The sequence below is a fragment of the Streptomyces sp. NBC_01622 genome (assembly GCF_045209635.1).
In the GTDB taxonomy this organism is placed as follows: Bacteria; Actinomycetota; Actinomycetes; order Streptomycetales; family Streptomycetaceae; genus Streptomyces.
In genome coordinates this window covers 2,000,808-2,016,705 of the sequence record NZ_CP109293.1, presented here as the reverse complement: position 1 = coordinate 2,016,705, position 15,898 = coordinate 2,000,808, and the positions used below count along the sequence as shown (strand labels likewise).

19 protein-coding genes are annotated in these 15,898 nt (G+C 68.9%); 7 read left to right on the top strand and 12 right to left on the bottom strand.

The window, feature by feature from the left end; all coding sequences use genetic code 11:
• Positions 1-53 precede the first annotated feature (53 nt).
• Both OH768_RS09335 and OH768_RS09330 read left to right on the top strand, forming a co-directional pair.
• Positions 54-1,844 carry an RICIN domain-containing protein gene (locus OH768_RS09335; RefSeq protein ID WP_406451922.1) on the top strand — a complete coding sequence of 597 codons (1,791 nt, stop codon included), beginning with the start codon at positions 54-56 and terminating at the stop codon, positions 1,842-1,844.
• A gap of 172 nt (positions 1,845-2,016) precedes the next feature.
• A complete protein-coding gene (locus tag OH768_RS09330) occupies positions 2,017-2,655 on the top strand; it encodes a DUF6518 family protein (protein ID WP_406451920.1) in 639 nt (212 codons plus the stop codon).
• Positions 2,656-2,697: 42 nt separating this feature from the next.
• Here OH768_RS09330 and OH768_RS09325 read toward each other — a convergent pair whose 3' ends face one another.
• The 5 genes from OH768_RS09325 to OH768_RS09305 form a co-directional block, all read right to left on the bottom strand.
• A complete protein-coding gene (locus tag OH768_RS09325) occupies positions 2,698-4,167 on the bottom strand; it encodes a CocE/NonD family hydrolase (protein ID WP_406465202.1) in 1,470 nt (489 codons plus the stop codon).
• 19 nt (positions 4,168-4,186) lie between these two features.
• Complete coding sequence (locus tag OH768_RS09320; protein ID WP_406465825.1) at positions 4,187-4,342, bottom strand: hypothetical protein; 156 nt, start codon at positions 4,340-4,342, stop codon at positions 4,187-4,189.
• Between the two features lie 191 nt (positions 4,343-4,533).
• Positions 4,534-5,217, bottom strand: coding sequence for a PaaI family thioesterase (locus OH768_RS09315; RefSeq protein WP_406451918.1), 684 nt, complete (start codon positions 5,215-5,217; stop codon positions 4,534-4,536).
• Positions 5,218-5,260: 43 nt separating this feature from the next.
• A complete protein-coding gene (locus tag OH768_RS09310; protein ID WP_406451916.1) occupies positions 5,261-6,271 on the bottom strand; it encodes a zinc-binding dehydrogenase in 1,011 nt (336 codons plus the stop codon).
• Entirely contained in the window at positions 6,264-6,695 is a 432-nt protein-coding gene (locus OH768_RS09305) for a 4-oxalocrotonate tautomerase family protein (RefSeq protein WP_406451914.1), read from the bottom strand. Before OH768_RS09305 ends, OH768_RS09310 begins: the two co-directional genes overlap by 8 nt.
• 113 nt (positions 6,696-6,808) lie before the next feature.
• On the opposite strand from OH768_RS09305, the gene OH768_RS09300 reads away from it, so the two are divergent.
• Positions 6,809-7,399, top strand: a complete 591-nt coding sequence (locus tag OH768_RS09300; protein WP_406451912.1) for a TetR/AcrR family transcriptional regulator — start codon at positions 6,809-6,811, stop codon at positions 7,397-7,399.
• A 28-nt stretch (positions 7,400-7,427) separates the two neighbouring features.
• Here OH768_RS09300 and OH768_RS09295 read toward each other — a convergent pair whose 3' ends face one another.
• Together OH768_RS09295 and OH768_RS09290 are read right to left on the bottom strand one after the other, a co-directional pair.
• On the bottom strand, positions 7,428-7,904 hold the full coding sequence (locus OH768_RS09295) for a tautomerase enzyme (RefSeq protein ID WP_406451910.1): 477 nt from the start codon (positions 7,902-7,904) through the stop codon (positions 7,428-7,430).
• A 995-nt stretch (positions 7,905-8,899) separates the two neighbouring features.
• Positions 8,900-9,568: a hypothetical protein gene (locus OH768_RS09290; RefSeq protein ID WP_406451908.1), complete on the bottom strand. Its 669-nt coding sequence runs from the start codon at positions 9,566-9,568 to the stop codon at positions 8,900-8,902.
• 874 nt (positions 9,569-10,442) lie between these two features.
• Between OH768_RS09290 and OH768_RS09285 the strand changes: the two genes are divergently transcribed.
• The gene (locus OH768_RS09285) at positions 10,443-11,240 is read left to right on the top strand and encodes a VOC family protein (RefSeq protein WP_406451906.1); all 798 of its coding nucleotides are present in this window, start codon (positions 10,443-10,445) and stop codon (positions 11,238-11,240) included.
• Positions 11,241-11,263: 23 nt separating this feature from the next.
• Here the strand turns inward: OH768_RS09285 and OH768_RS09280 are convergent, their stop codons facing one another.
• Both OH768_RS09280 and OH768_RS09275 read right to left on the bottom strand, forming a co-directional pair.
• Positions 11,264-11,518 (bottom strand): EF-hand domain-containing protein, encoded by a 255-nt coding sequence (locus OH768_RS09280; protein ID WP_406451904.1) that lies wholly within the window; start codon positions 11,516-11,518, stop codon positions 11,264-11,266.
• A gap of 116 nt (positions 11,519-11,634) precedes the next feature.
• Complete coding sequence (locus OH768_RS09275; RefSeq protein ID WP_406451902.1) at positions 11,635-13,701, bottom strand: SpoIIE family protein phosphatase; 2,067 nt, start codon at positions 13,699-13,701, stop codon at positions 11,635-11,637.
• A 211-nt stretch (positions 13,702-13,912) separates the two neighbouring features.
• On the opposite strand from OH768_RS09275, the gene OH768_RS09270 reads away from it, so the two are divergent.
• Together OH768_RS09270 and OH768_RS09265 are read left to right on the top strand one after the other, a co-directional pair.
• Positions 13,913-14,197: a hypothetical protein gene (locus OH768_RS09270; RefSeq protein ID WP_406451900.1), complete on the top strand. Its 285-nt coding sequence runs from the start codon at positions 13,913-13,915 to the stop codon at positions 14,195-14,197.
• Positions 14,194-14,409 (top strand): hypothetical protein, encoded by a 216-nt coding sequence (locus tag OH768_RS09265; protein ID WP_406451898.1) that lies wholly within the window; start codon positions 14,194-14,196, stop codon positions 14,407-14,409. The genes OH768_RS09270 and OH768_RS09265 overlap by 4 nt, the downstream gene beginning before the upstream one ends.
• A gap of 35 nt (positions 14,410-14,444) precedes the next feature.
• Here the strand turns inward: OH768_RS09265 and OH768_RS09260 are convergent, their stop codons facing one another.
• From OH768_RS09260 to OH768_RS09250, 3 genes are all read right to left on the bottom strand, one after another.
• The gene (locus OH768_RS09260) at positions 14,445-14,627 is read right to left on the bottom strand and encodes a hypothetical protein (RefSeq protein WP_406451896.1); all 183 of its coding nucleotides are present in this window, start codon (positions 14,625-14,627) and stop codon (positions 14,445-14,447) included.
• A gap of 17 nt (positions 14,628-14,644) precedes the next feature.
• Positions 14,645-14,806 carry a hypothetical protein gene (locus tag OH768_RS09255; RefSeq protein ID WP_406451894.1) on the bottom strand — a complete coding sequence of 54 codons (162 nt, stop codon included), beginning with the start codon at positions 14,804-14,806 and terminating at the stop codon, positions 14,645-14,647.
• A gap of 95 nt (positions 14,807-14,901) precedes the next feature.
• Complete coding sequence (locus OH768_RS09250) at positions 14,902-15,177, bottom strand: SHOCT domain-containing protein (RefSeq protein WP_406451892.1); 276 nt, start codon at positions 15,175-15,177, stop codon at positions 14,902-14,904.
• Between the two features lie 242 nt (positions 15,178-15,419).
• Here OH768_RS09250 and OH768_RS09245 point away from each other — a divergent pair, with 242 nt between their 5' ends.
• The gene (locus tag OH768_RS09245) at positions 15,420-15,845 is read left to right on the top strand and encodes a hypothetical protein (RefSeq protein ID WP_406451890.1); all 426 of its coding nucleotides are present in this window, start codon (positions 15,420-15,422) and stop codon (positions 15,843-15,845) included.
• The last annotated feature ends 53 nt before the right edge of the window (positions 15,846-15,898 follow it).

The window sequence follows — 15,898 nt, the reverse complement described above, 5'->3', positions numbered from 1 at the left end:
CAGCCGGACGCACCGGCAGACCAGCCGCTCCGAGAGGCCGCAGGACCGCCGTTGTGGCGGCGATCCTTGCCTCCTTCGCGGCCCTCACGCTCCCCGCGACCACGGCCCACGCCGCCGACACCTCCGTCACCGTCGACTTCTCCACCGCAGGAGGCGCCCCCACGTACCACGCCTCCGGGATGATCTACGGGATGACCCCGGACGGTTCGCTGCCGCAGGACCACTTCTTCACCGACATCAAGTGGCACTTCATGCGAGCCGGGGGCGCCCAGCTCAACAGCGGCGGCTACGCCACCAGCCTCGCCGACTACCAGACGCGCTGGGCCTCAACTCTCGCCCAGTACAAGCGGACCGCCGCCCTCGGCGGCACCTTCGTCCTGCTCCCGCACGACCTGTGGGGCGCCGACGGCACCACCAGTCAGGGCTGGCCCGGTGACAACGGTGACTGGACCCAGTTCGACGCTTTCGTCACTCAGCTCGTCAGTGACGTCAAGGCCAACAATATGACGGTCCAGTGGGACCTGTGGAACGAGCCCGACGGCAGCGGCTTCTGGGGCGCGTCGCAGACGCAGTACCTGGCCATGTGGTCGCGCTTCTACGCCAAGGTGCGCGCTGCCTTCCCCGCCCAGCTCATCGTCGGCCCCAGCATCGCGGGCCAGCCCAACTCCTCCAACACTTGGTGGACGACGTACCTGACCTACGTCAAGGCGAACAACGTCGCCCCCGACATCTACAGCTGGCACGACGAACCCGGTGACCCCGCCACCGACGTCGGCCGCGCCAACTCCACCCTCTCCGCAGCCGGGTTGACCAACACTCGTGCCTACCAGATCAACGAGTACGCCACCCTGTCCATGCAGTCCCCGGGCGGCGGCGCCTGGTTCATCGGCCGCCTGGAACGCGCCGGCGCCGACGGCCTGCGCGGCAACTGGGCCTCCGGCACCGCGCTGCACGACAACGAGGCCAACCTGCTCACCAAGAACAGCGCGGGCCAATACCTGCCGCTCGGCGAGTGGTTCATGTACCGCTACTACGGCTCCCAGACCGGCAACATCGTCAAGCTCACCGCCGGTACGGGTACTGACGGACTGGCCACCAAGGACAACTCGGCAGGCAACGCAAAGGTGTTGCTCGGCAGCAGCGGCAACACCGGCACCGTCACCGTCAATCTGACCGGGCTCAACACCACGTCCATCGTGACGAACAGTCAGGTCCGCGCCGTCGTCCAGCGCATCCCGTACAACAGCGGGGCCGCCGTGACCGGCCCTGAGACCATCGCCGACACCACCCTCACGGTCAGCGGCAACGCCGCCTCGGTGAGCCTTCCGTGGACGAACGCCAAGGACGGCTACACCGTCACGCTGCTGCCCCCGTCCAACACCACCATTTCCACGGTCGCCGTCAGCCAGAACAGCGGCCAGTGCTTGGACGACACGGGTGTCAGTACCGCCAACGGCACGCAGTACCAGCAGTACTACTGCGAGGGCGGCTACCAGCAGATGCTCGACCTCAAGCCGGTGAGCGGCACGACCAACACGTACACCGTGGTCGACGAGCTGAGCGGCAAGTGCCTGGACGTCTCGGGCGCCTCCACCGCCGACGGTGCCGCCGTCATCCAGTACACCTGCAACGGCGCCACCAACCAGCAGTTCACCCTCAACCCCGTCACCGCGCTCGGCAACAGCCACGACTACCAACTCGTCGCCGTCCACAGCGGCAAGTGCGTCGACGTCACCGGCGTCTCGACCACCGCCGGCGCGCTGGTCCACCAGTGGACCTGTGACGCGGCGAGCGTACTGAGCACCAAGAAGAACCAGATCTGGCGGCTGCTCGGCAAGAACTGACCGCCGCCACGGATGACGATGCGGAGGGGCGATACACATGCCTCTCCGCATCGTTCGAGCGGAGCGGATCCTGATCCGCCATACTGCGCGACGGCACCTCCTTCGAGTCGCACTCGCCACCGGTTCGGCGACTATAAACTGAACGTATACGTCATGTGTATAGTGATCGGCCATGACGACCACGACCGCGTCCCGTCGCGACGCCCCCGTCACCGTCCTCGCTGCGACCGCGGCCTTCGGGTTGCTGCTCGGCTGGGCGACGTACGGCCTGCACGGGATGTCACCCCTGCTGGAGCGGGCGACCAACTCGGTGTCCACCTGGATCATCTGGACCGCCGTGGCCGGTGCACTGATCCGTGCCCGGCAACTCGCCCTCTGGGATGGCGCGTTGATGATGCTCACCACCTGCGCGGGCTACTACACGGCGTCCGCACTCGAGGACACCTTCGGGGCCGGAGGGCTCGGAACCGCCGCGGTGTGGTCGGTGGCGGGGCTGACCGGAGGACCGCTGCTGGGGTGGGCCGGATGGACGGTACGGCGCGGGCGGGGGGATGTACGGGCTGTGGCCGGGGCGGTCATCGCGATGGTGGTGCTGGGGGAGGGGCTCTGGCTGGGGTGGACCCTCCACTACTGGGGAGAGGCTGCCGTCTTCCTTGGCGTCGGCGCGCTGCTCACCCTTCTCCTGACCGTCTATCTGGCGCGAGCCGGAGTGCACCGCTACTGGCTGTGCTCCGTACTCGCTCCCCTGAGTGGTCTCGCCTTCTACCTCGCCGAGGAGGGCATCCTCAACGGCCTGCTGGGCTCGTTGTGAGTCCGGCGGCCGGCCACCGGACTCACAACGAGCCGTGCTTCTTCAAGAGACCTGCCGGACCGGCAGCACGATTGTGGACGGATGCTCCGGGTCGTGGAAGACCTGCTGGGTGGCCGCGCGGAGCGTGACGGCGGTGGCGCTGGGTTCGCCGGTGCCGGGATTACGGTTAAAGCGGGGGAAGGCGCCGCTGGAGACCTGGACCCGGATGCGGTGACCGCGCTTGAAACGGTAGGCCGTCGGCCACAGTTGGACTGTCGCGCACGTCCTCTCGTCGGCGTCGGTGAGGCTGATCAGGCCGTCGCAGACGTTCGTCGAGCGCCCCTTCTCGTCTACGTCACACAGGCGCACGAACACATCGGCGTACGGCAGGCTGGAGCGGAAGAAGATCTCGGCGCTCACCTCGCCGATGACCTCGATGTCCTTGTCCAGGGCGGGAGTTGTGTAGGCGAGGACGTCGGGGCGGGCCTCCAGCTCGGCGTTGTTCACACGGCCGTACTTCTGAAGGGTCCACATGCGTACACCGCCGACGGCGGGGGTGGGGTCGGCCGGGTCGTAGTGGTAGTCGTCCGGTGTCGAGTCTGCGGGGAGGCCGGTGGCCAGGGAGCCGCCGGGCTGGAGGTGGAAGTGCTGCGGCTTGTATCCGGGAGGCGGCCAGGCGGGGAAGTCGCGCCACTTGTCCTCGCCCATGACGATCAGCTGTACCGGAGCGCGCTCCGGAGGTGTTTCGCCCTTGGCGAAGGCCAGGCCCCACTCCAGTGCCTCGCGGGTGGCCAGACCGTCCATCGCCATCGCCATCGCCCAGTGCGCCCAGGGACCGATCGTGACCCGGTGCGGACGGGTGCCCTGGCCGGTCTCGTGCAGGGTCTTGAAGTCGCGCAGCTGGTCGGGCAGGAACAGGTCGTACCAGCCGCCGACCAGACTCGCCGGGACGGTGATGTCGGCGACCTTGTCGACGTGGTCGGCCGCCTGCCAGAACGGGCCGTCGCCGTCGTGGTCGAGAACGTTCTGGAAGTACTCGTTGCGATGGCCCAGAAGGCCGACGTCGGCCTGGCTCAGCGGCAGCGTGCGCATGGCGCGCAGGATCTCCCGCTCCTCCAGCGCGTTGCGTACGTTGGCGAACCGGCGCTCCTGCCGTTCGACCTGGACGCCCCAGGTGAACGGGGTCTCCAGAGCGAAGCCTTCCTTGCGGTTGAAGGCCATGCTGAAGGTGGCGTTGGACACCACCGGAACCATCGCCTTGACCTGCGGCGGCACGGCGTCCGCCACCGACCACTGCGTGTAGCCGACGTAACTGGCGCCGACCAGGACGATCGACTCACCGGCCCACGGTTGCTTGACCACCCAGTCCAGGGTGTCCAGACCGTCCTCGCGCTCGCACAGGAAGGGGTTGGGCGGGCCGTCAGAGCCGAAGGTGGCCCGTGTGCTCACGATCACCGCCTGGAAGCCACGCTCGACCAGCGGCTTGGCCGCCCCCAGTGCGAGCGTGCCCGCTCGGCCGTACGGAGTACGGATCAGTGCGATCGGCAGGCCGTCACCACCGGACTCCGGACTCCGGACTCCAGCGGTCGGCCAGGAGGACGGCCCCGTCCCGCATGGGCACGGGCAGATCGCGCTCGACAGCCAGGTCCCGGGTCTGCGGCGGGGGGAGCTTCTGGAGGTACTGGGTGATGTGGCTGTTGAGGTGCATGGGGGAGGCCTTGTCGTTCGCGCTGTTTCGAATGGGGCTGGTGGGGCGAAGAACGAGGGGGCAGGCGGATCAGCAGGTTGCGTGCCGTCAATCAGGCAGATTGTCACGACCGAGCCCGGACCGCCTGCGCAGAACTGACAGGTCGCTCCCCAGGTCGGATGCCGGCCAGTGCTCCGTGTCATGGGCGGCGCTCAACGCAGGTCAGGGAACAGGGCGCGGGTGCGGTCGGGATCGGGCGTGACGAAGACACCGTCCGCGGTGACCACGGCGGCCGACGGGTCCTCCTCGGTGCTGATCGATCCGGCCACGAAGACCTTGCGGCCCTCGGCGCCCGTGACCCGGGCGTGGACCCACAGGGGCGTCTCCAGCGGGACGGGCCGGCGGTAGCGTACCTGGAGGGAGACCGTCATGCCGGGCAGTCCGGCGGCGATGCAGGCCCGGCCCATGAGTTCGTCCAGCAGCATGGCGCTCATGCCGCCGTGCCCGTAACCGGGCGGTCCTTCGTGGGCGATACCCAGGGTGCAGCGGCCGACGGCGCCTCCGCTGTCCGCGGTCACCTGCATGGGCGGAGCGAGAGGGCTCCCGGCTCCCGTCACGGGGCTGTACATCCGTATCTCTCCGGGGAACTCGTCGGTGGCCGGGATCTCCGCCCGGGTACGTCGCCGACCTGTCAACTGCCCCCTGAGGAGGCGGACTTCGTCAGTGATCCGGTGCAGGACCTCGATCGGGGCCGCGGTGCGTACGGTCGCGTCCACGAGGGCCCGCAGTTCGTAGCCGAGAGCGGCAATGGCCTCCCGTTGGAGGTCCAGTTCCGCTCCTGTCGTGCCTGCTGTGTCGTGGGTCGTCGCCGGGGATTCGGTCGGTATTGCGTTCATCAAGTTTCTCGGTCGGGGTGTTGTGGCCGTGGTCGCGACGCGGTCAGCCGTCGGCGCGGACGAAGACGGGCTTGAGGCGCCTCTCGGGCAGTTCGTCGGGGAGCTGTTCCCAGTCGAGGACGTGGGAGACGACCCGTGCCGGGTCGACCTTGCCCGAGGCGGCCAGTTCGAGGGCGTCGGGAATGTGGTTGCGGACGTTGTCGCGGGCGATGCGCAGGGTGACGCCGGTGAGATACATGTCGAGCAGGGGCAGTTCGCCGGGCCGGAAGTGGTTGCCGGCGGACTCGCAAATACCCTCCGGGGCAAGGGACTTGACGGCCAGGGCGAGCTGCTCGACGCGGCCGGTCGCCTCTACGGCGATGTCGAAGCCGTGCCGGACCGGCTCCAGCGTCTCGGCCGTGGCGGCGCCGTAACTGCGGGCCAGTTCGCGGTGTTCGGGGTCCGGGTCGACGTAGAGGACATCGGAGGCGCCGAGCGCGCGGGCGATGTCGCACACGTACAGGCCGATGCTGCCGCGGGCGACGACCAGGACACGGGCGCCGGGCTTGTTCTTGAGATGGGGTGCCACCAGGCGCCAGGACAGGGACCAGTTGTCGCTGGCCGAGGCCATCGCGACCGGGTTGAGGCCCTCGGGCAGCGGCACCAACATGGCCTCCGCGTACGGCACCCGGATCAGGTCGGAGAAGAGACCGCCCCAACTGCCGCCGATCGGCGCGCCGTACATCGCCATGTGCGGTACGGCCGTGCAGTGGGCGGTGAGTCCGGCGCGGCAGTGGTCGCAGGTGCCGCAGTTGATGGACCAGGGGACGACCACCAGATCGCCGGGGGACACGGCCGTCACCGCGTCGCCGATGTCGACGACCCGGGCTACGCACTCGTGGCCGAGGGCGAACGGCGGGTCGATGAAGCCGTGCCCGGCCAGGATCGCGGAGTCGACGTCGCAGGAGGTGGCGGCGACCGGAGCGACGATCGCCTCCTGGTCGGACCGGAGCTTCGGGTCGGGCGCCTCGCGCCATTCGACGGTGCGCTTCGCGACGTAGGTCAGTTCACGCATCGGAGCGCTGCCCCTTCGCGAGGGCGACGAGGTCGGCGTAGCGGATGACGGAGCCGCCCGCGCCCCAGGTGCCTTCGGCCTGCTCGTGCACCAGCACCCACACGCGCAGCGCCTCGTCCTGGGACAGGTCGGCGGCGCCCAGCACCGTCTTCGTCGCGTCCTCGACCAGGCCCGCCTTCCGACGCTCCGACAGCGCGCCCTGCGGGACGGTGACGTCCACGAGGAAGCGGGGCTCCTCGTCCTCCGCGGTTGTCTGCGAGCCTTCGGGGAGTTCGACGAGGTAACTCCACGCCTGGGCGCGGAAGAACGCGGTGTCGGGCGCTCCCTCCCAGCGAAGCAGGACGGTGGCCAGGTCGCGCTGGACGGTCCTGCGGCCCTCGTCGGTCAGCGAACCGGGCGGGACGGTGAGCCTGATCATCGGCATGTCGAAATCTCCCTTTGCGCTGCACACGCGGTCTATGACAGTCGTTATATCCGGGGCTCACGCTAGACTATGACGAGTGTTATATCCAGAGACATCCAGTGAGGGGCATCGCCGTGGCCGGATCCAGCGCGCCGTCGCGTGACCGCATCGTGGCCGGTGCGGCCGACATGATCAGCAGGCGCGGCCTGAACGCCACGAGCATCCGGGACCTGGCCAAACACGCCAAGGCCCCGCTCGGCTCGACGTACCACTACTTCCCCGAGGGAAAGCAGCAGTTGGTCACCGAGGCGGTGCGGTACGCGGGTACGGCCGTCGCTCGTCTCCTGCGCAAGGAACTGGACGCGGGACCGGTCGCCGGGCTGCGCGCCTTTCTCGCCCTGTGGCGTGGCATCGTCGTCGAGAGCGACTTCCGCGCCGGCTGTCCCGTGCTGGCGGTCTCCGTCGAGGAGCCCCCGGCCGACGAGATCCCGCCGGCGCTCGCCGCGGCGGCCGACGCGTTCGAGGACTGGGAGCGGCTGCTCACCGAGGCGCTACGGGAACACGGCGCCGACCGCGACCAGGCTCCGGGGCTGGCGGCCCTGATCGTGGCGTCCGTCGAGGGTGCCATCGCCATGAGTCGAGCCAAGCGCAGCATGAAGCCGCTGGATCAGGTGGCGCAGCAGCTCGAAGCGCTGATCGACGACGCGCTCACCCGTCGAGCCTGAGGGTCCGCAGGGCGCGGGGCGTTCGGGCTCAGGCGCCGAGCGCCGTGCGGATCGCCTTGATCTTCTCCTCGGTGAACACGCCGCTGTCGAGAAGGGAGAGGACGGAGAGAACTGCGCCGCTGGAGCCCCAACTGCCCTCGCCGATGACCCGGAAGTTGACCCACCAGGCCGGTGACGGCTCCGGCAGCCCGCAGGCCTCGGCCATCGCGGCCAGGATGCGCTCGATGACCTCGGCCCGGACCTCCCGTCGCCAGTCCCCGTCCATGACCGCCACGTCGATCACCATGACGTCGAGCCCCGGACCGGTGTCCGCAAGCAGGCGGCCGCCGAGGGCCATCATGTCCGGCTCGCGCTCCATGAAGTGCACCTGGAACCCCACCCGCGCGGCCGGCGCGAACTGGCCGACCTCGGGCACGAGCACCGCGTCCGTCAACGTCTCGGCCAGCGCCCTGCGTTCCCCAAGGCTCAGGCGCCCCTTCGGGGTGTTTACGGTGATGACGGTCACGAGTGCCTCCTATGACGATCGTTATAGGGGGCAACCTGCACCTGGCCTATAACGGATGTCATACCTGCGGTAGGGGTGCGTTTGGATCGTGGTGCCCGCGAGGCTGTTCGTCCTCTCCTGTGTCATTCCTCGCACGGTTCCGGCTGGATGGGGGCTGGGTGTCACAGAAATCTTGCCGCGGTTACTTTTCGGCCGTCGCCGACAGTCCGCTGGGGCGAGGACACTGATCGCCGATCAGGATGTTCGGACCGGTCCGAGTTCATGACCTGCCCGCGGCCAAGCGCGAACATGATCGACCGAGATGGCCGGCGGCCTCTTCCTCTCGCTACGGTTTCGAGCCGCAGGCGGAAGAGAGGAGGAGGGGGAGCCACTGGAGGACGCCCGTTCTTCAGCTGTGTGAACGGGCGGCCATGCGCTTTGGATCTCTAGGTGCCCTGACCGGCATTTTTGCCCGGATCTTCTGGGGTGGATGCTCGATGTTGCCACGTATTTGCCGGAAGCGGGGCGGCCCAAGCTCTTCTTGGGGCTTCAGTTGGGCTGACTTACAGATGCGGTGAAGTGCCTAGGGCTTGCAGGTTGAACGCTATGGATGCACTCATGCAGTGAATCTTCCCGGCTCTTCAGCTGCGAATGTCTCGCCATCCCTGTGGGGCAAGGTGGTAGTTCGGAGAATGACCGGTCTGCCCGAGCTGTAACACCTTCGAGGGCAAGGGCGTGGCCTTCCTCCGTCGCAACGACAGTGCCCAGCACCTGCTGAGATTCCGCGGGTGCCGCGAAGGGCACACTCTTCCGAGACGCTTCCACCTCGACGTCGTCCTCGACCACCTGGAGGAGGTCGAGCGGCACGGTCGTCGTTGCCGGCACCGGCTACTCGCCTACCGCACCGAGTACGTACACGGGGTGCACCGCATCACCCTGTACTGCGATGCTCACGCCTCGATGGCAACGTGGAAGAGAGAGGTGACCGCGGCCGAGGCTGCCAGCATCGTGCGCGCCTACGTCAGCCAGCCCTGTGGCTTGAGGACACTTTCGTAGACGGCCCGCAATGTCGTGCGGGAGATGCCGGCTTCTTCGGCGGTCTGCCGTTCGCTGGCGTGGTGCAGGAGGCCGCCCGCGGTCTCGGCGAAGTTCAGGTGCGCCCGCAGGACCCGCAGGGCGGTGCGTCCCCGCTCCCCGCGCCAGGGCGTTGTCTCGATGCGGTCGCGCAGCGCGGCGAGAACCTCGTACGCGTCGTGCCGGGAGTCCAGCGCCCTGGTGGTGCTGACCGCTTCCGAGGCGCTGGCCCACACCCGGCGGATGTAGTCCAGGGCACGCGACTGCCCGGAGCGCAGTGCGATGTTGTGGGCGTGCCTGCCGCCCTCATGATCCGGGTGCAGCAGGAGCTGTGTCAGATGGTCGACGGTGCCGCCGATGGGGGCCACGTGGCAGGCGATGGCCGCGGTGATCCGGTGTCCGTGCTCGGCCGCGCCCTGGCGCTCCTCACGCAGGGCCAGGCTTCGGCCGTCGGAGGCGAGCCTGCTGTAACTGCCTGTGGCGTAGCGGCCGGTGAGGTCCCCGAGGAGGACGAGATCGGCTGCCGCCGAGGGCAGGTGAGAGAGGCCCGAGGGGTCGGACGGGTGAGAGTGCCGCTGCTGGAGGTTCGTGTGGTGGGTGCTGTCGGGCACGGTGGGGTCGTCTCGCAAAGACGTGGACGCCACCTGGGCCCGCTTAAACCACGGGTGGTGTCCGGGACCGACCTCCAATCGGTGCCAGTGAATGCTTCCAGGATTGCCGTCCTGGTGGCATTCGTATGCCTGACCCCGAGCGGAGGCGGGCGTCCCCATCGCAGCTCGACCGAGGTCGAGTCAGAGCACCGCCAGAGCCGCACACCCGTGATCCACATCGGCCAACTCAAGCCCCTCAGAGGCTAGTTGCAGAGGTCGCTGCCTCTGACTGCCTCTGAGCGACCCGGGGTCGAATCAGAGCGATTTCCTCTGACTGCCTCCGCTCGCCTCTGCAACCCGTCCTAGCAGGTCACAGCCTCATCGCCCCCACACAAGCGCACGTCAGAAAGATGCGCTAGCTGTACCACTGGTTCCTGGCAGTACGCCGGCATAAGTTGTATCGCCGCAGATCAATCTTGATCGTTTCCGCGTTGAGAGGCCGTGGAGTCGAATCCGGGTCGAATTTGCCGTTCTTTCGCCTCTCCGGCGCGTAGTTGCAGGTCAGGAGCGGGGTGAGAGGGCGTGATGGCAGGCAGTGCGAGACCGATTGCTGAGGCTGTGGCCTTGAAGGGTGTACGCGAGCGGATTCTTGGTCTGCTGGTGGTGCACGGGAGGAAGCGCAGTTGACCAGCGAAGACGACTGCTTTCGCCGACATCGGCGAGGCATTGGCCCGAGCGGGGTCCGGATCTTGCCGCGGGGCGGGCGGGAATCGGGGATGGGTGCTGTTCACCTCCAGCGTGACGTTCAGTCCGCCTCGGCGGAGCGGCCCGACGAGCGCGTGTCAGGACTCGGTGTCAGGCTGGATTAGTACAAAATCCGCGAAAGGGCATCGCCGTGATCACCACTGACTTCGCTCCTGGTTCTCCTTGCTGGCTCGACCTGGGCGCCTCTGACGTCCGGGCCGCCGCGGCCTTCTACGGCGCCGTGCTCGGCTGGGACTACGAGTCCATGGGCGAGGGCGAGGAGATGGAAGGCGGGATGTTCCGGAAGGACGGCAAGACCGTCGCCGGGCTGGGCAAGCTCACTGAGGAGGGCGCGCGCTCGGCCTGGATGATCTACCACAGCGTCACCGACGCGGACGCCACGACACAGGCCGTGGAGCGCCTCGGCGGCACCGTGCGGGTGGCGCCCATGAGCCTCGACGACTGGGGCCGGATGGCGCAGTACAGCGACCCGTTGGGGGGCCAGTTCGCCGTTTGGCAGCCGGGGAAGAACAAGGGGGCCGAGCTGGTGGACAAGCCGGGCTCGTTGTCCTGGACCGAGCTGTACACGAGCGATGCCGCGGCCGCGAAGGAGTTCTACGGCGGTGTCTTCGGCTGGCAGTTCAGCGACATGCCGCTGCCGGGCGGCGGGGGAACGTACACCCTCATCACCCCGGCCGGGCTCCCCGAGGACCGCATGCACGGCGGCCTCATGGAGGTCGCCTCCAAGGACCTCTCACTCGCGAACGGACGACCGTACTGGCACCCGGTCTTCGCGGTCGCCGACTGCGACGACGCCGTCGCCAAGGTCACCGGGAACGGCGGCAGTGTGCAGATGGGACCGGCGGACGCGGAGGGGGTGGGCAGGCTGGCCGTCTGCCTCGATCCGTCGAACGCGGACTTCGTGGTGCTCACCCCGGCGCAGAGCTGAACCCGTAGCCGAACCTCCTGGTGTCAGTGCCAGCCGAAACGGCGGTCCACCACGGCTGCGAACTCCTCCAGGGTCAGTACCGCGTCCCCGTTCTGGTCGGCGGCGTCGAACAGGGCGGAGGAGGCGTCGGCGTCTCCCAGAGCCCAGACGGGCAGATCCCCCGACGCGGCGAGCGTCGGGCCCTTCGTCCGCAAGGCGATGATCACCTCTTGGCGGGTCAGGGTCCCGTTGTGGTCGAGGTCGAGCGCCTCGAACAGCTTGCGGGCCTTGTCACTCATCGTGTCCCCCAGTTCCTTTCACCGGCGGGCAGGCCGGCCTGCCTCGCGCACGAACTCACGAAGACGCGAACGCGCGAACTCATGGACGAAAACGCCTCTTCCGTCGCCCCGGTTCCCTACTGGGCCCGGGCGACGAGGAGGGCGACGTCGTCGTGGTCGTCGGGGTGGCGCAGGCCGTAGAGCAGGAGGTCGCAGGTTTCCTCCAGGGGTCGGAGGGGTTCGTCGAGGAAGCTGAGAAGGACGTCCAGACGGTCGTCGATGGAGTGGTGCCGGGTCTCGACGAGCCCGTCGGTGTACAGGACCAGCAGCTCGCCGGGGTCGAGACGGGCCGTGGTGGTCTCGAAGAGGATGCCGCCGACGCCGAGCGGGGCGTTGGTGGGCAGGTCGAGCAGCTCGGGGGCGCGGCCGGGGCCGGACACTGCGGGCGGCATGTGTCCGGCATTGGCGATGACGCACAGCCGCGTGCGCGGGTCGTACACCGCGTAGAGGCAGGTGACGATGTAGTGCTCCAGGTCGCAGGTGATCTTGTCGAGGTGCTGGAGCACGGCGTCGGGGGCGAGGTCGAGGTCCGCGTAGGCGCAGGTGGCGGTGCGTAGCCGCCCCATGGTGGCGGCGGCGTCGATGCCGTTGCCCATGACGTCGCCCACGACCAGGGCGATCTTGCCCTCGCTCAGGGGGATGACGTCGTACCAGTCGCCGCCGACCTCGCTGGTGGCCTGGGCGGGCTGGTAGCGGGAGGCGAGTTCGAGCCCCGCGTACTCGGGCGGGTGGTCCGGCAGCAGGCTGCGCTGCAGGGTGAGGGCGGTGTTGCGCACGCTCTGGAACCAGCGGGCGTTGTCGATGGCCACGGCCGCGCGGCCGGCCAGCTCGCTTGCGAGGACGACATCGTCCTCGTCGAACGGGAGCGGGTTGCGGGTGCGCTTGAGGTCGAGGGCGCCGAGCACCTCGCCGTGGGCGATCAGCGGCACGGCGAGGTACGAGTGGACGCCGGCGCGGGCCAGCAGCGAGCCGGCCTCGGCGTCCCGGGCGATGCGCGGCAGATCCTCGTCGCCGACGTGGCGCACCAGGACGGGTCGGCCGGTGTGCACGCACAGCGTGACCAGGCGGTCCCCGTCGTAGGCCGCGAGGCCACCGGGAGGGTCGGCGGCGCGCAGTGCCACGGTCGGGTGGGCGGCTTTGAGCGCGAGGGCGCGGAAGAGCTCCCGGCCGTTGTCCGGTCTGCGCGAGCGGCGCAGGGCGAGGGCCGAGTCGAGGACGTCCACGGCGACCACGTCGGCGAGCTGGGGGACGGAGATCTCGGCCAGTTCACGGGCGGTCTCCTCCACCTCCAGCGTGGTGCCGACGCGCACGGAGGCGTCGGCGATGAGGGCGAGGCGACGCCGGGCCCGGTCGGCCTCGGCGGCCGCGCGGTGCCGTTCGGTGACGTCGACGACCGAGGTGGCAGCGCCCAGGACCCGCCCGCCGGGATCCTCCAGGCGGTAGAAGGAGAGCGACCAGGCGTGTTCGTGGTCGGGGTCGGCCGGAGGGCGGCCGACGTGGTACTGGTCGAGCAGCGGAGTGCCGGTGGTGAGCACCTGACGCAGCGCGGACTCGATGGTGTCGACGTCGGGGAGGGGCAGCGTCTCCCTGAGGCCACGGCCCACGTGGTCCCCGGCGGGGAGGCCGTCGATACGCTCCAGCGCCGGGTTGACCAGGAGATACCGCAGGTCGGGGTCGAGCAGGGCCAGGCCGATCGGGGACTGGTTGATCAGCCGCTCGCACAGGGCCAGATCGGTCTCGACGCGCTGGAGCAGCGTGTGGTCGGCCGCGATGCCCAGGGCGTAGACGTCCCCGAGATCGTCCTGGAGCCGCATGTTGCGGAACTCCATCAGACGGCTGCTGCCGTCCTTGTGTCGGACGGGGAAGGCGCCTGCCCAGCTCCGGCCGGTCTCCAGCACCTCCGTGAACAGTCTGACCACCGCCTTCAGGTGCTCGGGGTCGATGAGCGACCGGGCCGCGTACTTGCCGAGTACCTCTTGTGCGGTGTACCCGAACAGCTCCTCGGCCTGCGGGGTCCAGAACACGATGCGTCCGTCGGCGTCGACAACCATCGCGGCCACGCTCAGGACATCCAGCAGTCCGGTCGGCGGGGGCGACTCGACGCCGTGCACATCGCCTTCGGGCTGGAAGGATTCGGCTGTCATCCCGGAACCACCTCCACCGTTCCGCGGGATCCGGCGACCCATGCCGGCGTCGCGGCACACCTGGGCGCCGACCAGCGACACCTCCATGCTCCCTCCGGTCCGGGGCGGGCGGAAGGGTTGCCGGCCTCGGCGGGGTGCCCGCCGAGGCCATGCAGATCGGGCGGACAAGCAGGAACATGGTCGGGTGGACGACGGCACCCGGATGGCACCCATGGATCCTGCGCGAGAAGCGTCCGACGGGCCGACGCCCGCCGGACCGCGCGATCTCCTCGACGCGTCCACCGACGCGGCGGCGGTCGTGTCCGCCAAGGGCGTCGTGGTCGGCTGGACGCGCGGCGCCGAAGCACTGCCCGGCCACCCGGCGTCCGCGGTGGCCGGCGGCTCCGCCGCGCGTCTGATGGCGATGCCCGGGGACCCGGCGCGGGTGGCCGGCGTGGCGGAGCGGTGCCGCACCGGAAAGGGATGGAACGGGCTGATCCCCGGTGCGGCACCGTGACGGCCGGGCCGTCGACGTCGACCTGCGGGCAGGGCCGGGATCGGCTCGGGCGGGGTGCGCAAGCGGGTGACCTTCGAGGAGGCGGACACTTCGGACTGGTCCGGGCCGATGCCGCGCACCGCGAGAAGTGCGGGGCGTACACGGACGTCGTCGACCGCGTGCTCACGGAGCAGGGGCGCTGGTCCACGCTCCGGCTCGTACCGCGCTCGTGACGGCGGAAGGTGTCGCACGCGGTTCGCCGCACGGGTTACTTGATCACTTCGCGGCGTGACAGCCGTATCTCTTCGAGGTCGATGCGTGCCTGAACCTGACGCAGGACGCTGTCGTCGATGCGGTCTTCGTCGCGGAGGCGGACGACCGTGGCGTGTTTGCGGGCGAGGAGGGCGAGGAGGGCGAGGCGCAGGACGCGTATTGCCGGTCGTGCCGCCACACCACCTCGTCGTCGGCTTAGCCGCCGCCGGCGCGCACGACCATCAGACGAGTCTCGTATTCCTGCCGCAGCCGTTCGACGACCTCCGGCGCGCTGCCCAGGTCGGCCGCGATTTCGGGCAGGGCCTTGAGCCTTTGTTCGGTGGCCGTGGTCTCGGCGAGGAAACGCTCCTCCTCCACCGACGTGTCATGGGGGAGCCTGGCCCAGCGCACCACGCCCGGCAGGGCGAGGCCTGCGCCACGAGCGTCACCACGATGACGCCGCAGGTCACCGGTCAGGAGCCGAGGATCTTGCGCTTCTGCTCCTCGAACTCGGCCTCAGTGAGGACACCCTGGGTCTTCAGTTCGCCGAGTTGCTTCAGCTGATCCATTTTGCTGTTCATGTTGTCGGCCGGCGGTGGCGTGGCGGACGGCGCCGGCTGCGGTGGCGCCTGTTGAGGCTCCTGCTGGGCCCATCGCCCCTGCTGACGGCGTGACACGCGGTTCGAGACGGCGGTCGCCGTTCCGGCCACTACGGCTGTGCGGGCAACCCCGCGGAGGAGACCTGACACGGCGGTTTCCTTTCTCGCACTCGCTGTGAGAAATAAACAACGATTTCCTGGCCGGGGCGCAATTCTCGATGCACCGGCCCCTTCTATTGGACCACCTTATGAATTCCGCCGCACATCGACCTGGGGCCTGCCTGTGCGCCTGCCGATGTTCTGCCGGTCGGTGATTCTCGTGGCAAGCTGAAAATACGGGTCACTGGCCGGTCAAAGGCCGGTGGCGAGGTCTACGTTGGAGGATTCTGAAAATGACTACAGCGGGAATGCGCCAACACCGAACCGGCGGCACTGGAGTGTGGGCGTCTGGATGGACCGCCTTCGCTGGGGTCATGATGATCTTCGGCGGAACGATGGCGATTTTCGAAGGAATCGCCGCCATCGCCGAGGACGACGTCTTCGTCACGACTCGCAACTACGCCTACAACTTCAATCTGACGAGCTGGGGCTGGATCCACCTTGTCCTCGGTGTCCTCGTCGTGCTCGCGGGTGTCGCCCTGTTCACTGGAGCGCTGTGGGCGCGCGTGATCGGTGTCGCCCTCGCGGGCCTGTCGATGATCGCCAACTTCATGTGGCTGCCGTACTACCCCCTCTGGGCGATCGTACTGATCGCCGTGGATGCCTTCGTCATCTGGGCGCTGTGCTTCGGAACGAGCCGGGAGCCCCGCACCGACTAGGACAGGTCCCGGCCGATCACGCCGTGCGGAGCGACCCGGCATGCGGGCATTGG

What these genes read in the sequence shown, in the direction of transcription:
- OH768_RS09320 (WP_406465825.1), bottom strand. Translation starts at nt 4,342, where the DNA reads ATGCACCTCAACAGCCACATCACCCAGTACCTCCAGAAGCTCCCCCCG.
- OH768_RS09270 (WP_406451900.1), top strand. Translation starts at nt 13,913, where the DNA reads ATGGATCCTGCGCGAGAAGCGTCCGACGGGCCGACGCCCGCCGGACCG.
- OH768_RS09310 (WP_406451916.1), bottom strand. Translation starts at nt 6,271, where the DNA reads ATGCGTGAACTGACCTACGTCGCGAAGCGCACCGTCGAATGGCGCGAG.
- OH768_RS09305 (WP_406451914.1), bottom strand. Translation starts at nt 6,695, where the DNA reads ATGCCGATGATCAGGCTCACCGTCCCGCCCGGTTCGCTGACCGACGAG.
- OH768_RS09280 (WP_406451904.1), bottom strand. Translation starts at nt 11,518, where the DNA reads ATGAGTGACAAGGCCCGCAAGCTGTTCGAGGCGCTCGACCTCGACCAC.
- OH768_RS09245 (WP_406451890.1), top strand. Translation starts at nt 15,420, where the DNA reads ATGACTACAGCGGGAATGCGCCAACACCGAACCGGCGGCACTGGAGTG.
- OH768_RS09315 (WP_406451918.1), bottom strand. Translation starts at nt 5,217, where the DNA reads ATGAACGCAATACCGACCGAATCCCCGGCGACGACCCACGACACAGCA.
- OH768_RS09275 (WP_406451902.1), bottom strand. Translation starts at nt 13,701, where the DNA reads ATGACAGCCGAATCCTTCCAGCCCGAAGGCGATGTGCACGGCGTCGAG.
- OH768_RS09330 (WP_406451920.1), top strand. Translation starts at nt 2,017, where the DNA reads ATGACGACCACGACCGCGTCCCGTCGCGACGCCCCCGTCACCGTCCTC.